Origin of the sequence: Mesorhizobium sp. M1A.F.Ca.ET.072.01.1.1 (assembly GCF_004023325.1) — a bacterium.
Lineage (GTDB): Bacteria > Pseudomonadota > Alphaproteobacteria > Rhizobiales > Rhizobiaceae > Mesorhizobium.
Window position 1 is genome coordinate 1 of the sequence record NZ_RZSF01000694.1, and the last position, 616, is coordinate 616.

1 protein-coding gene is annotated in these 616 nt (G+C 67.2%); it reads right to left on the reverse strand.

All coding sequences use genetic code 11. The annotated features are described in order from the left end of the window. A partial coding sequence (locus EOA32_RS37590; protein WP_281015319.1) for an SLC13 family permease occupies nt 1-616 on the reverse strand: 616 nt, incomplete at both ends.

Sequence of the window (616 nt, forward strand, 5' to 3'; positions counted from 1 at the left end):
ACATCGTCGAGGCCCATATTCTTCGCCGCGGCGATCATGTCGGGGGTGAGCAGCGTGCGCTCGGCGCCCGCCACGACCACGAACAGTCCGGCGAACATGAAGAGCAGCGGGCCGTCGATCTCGCGGTAGATGCGGTGCGGCTTGATCGCGCGGGTGACCAGCAGGAAAGCGCCGGCAATGAGCGCCGCCTTGGCGACGGGCGCGCCAGCGAAGAAGGCGAACGCCAGCACCACGCAGACGATGGTCGCCTTCAGGACCTGTCCGGGCAGCATGCGGCCGCGATAGACCTCGGGGCTGAGCTCGGCGGCGCGGGAGAATTCGCCGCGGTAGACGATGCGGACAATGACGATGACGGCGACAAGGCCGAACAGCGCCACCGGCGCGAGCGCCGCCGTGAAGGCCGGATAGGAAATGCCCGAGAGCGCGCCGATCACCATGTTCTGCGGGTTGCCGGTGATGGTGGCGACGCTGCCGCAGTTGGAGGCCGTGCAGGTGGCGATCAGGTAGGGAACTGGGTTGCGCCGCATGACGCGGGTGACGTGGACGACGATCGGCGCCATCACCAGGCAGATCGCGTCATTGACCAGAAAGGCCGAAAGCACTCCGGTCAGAAGCG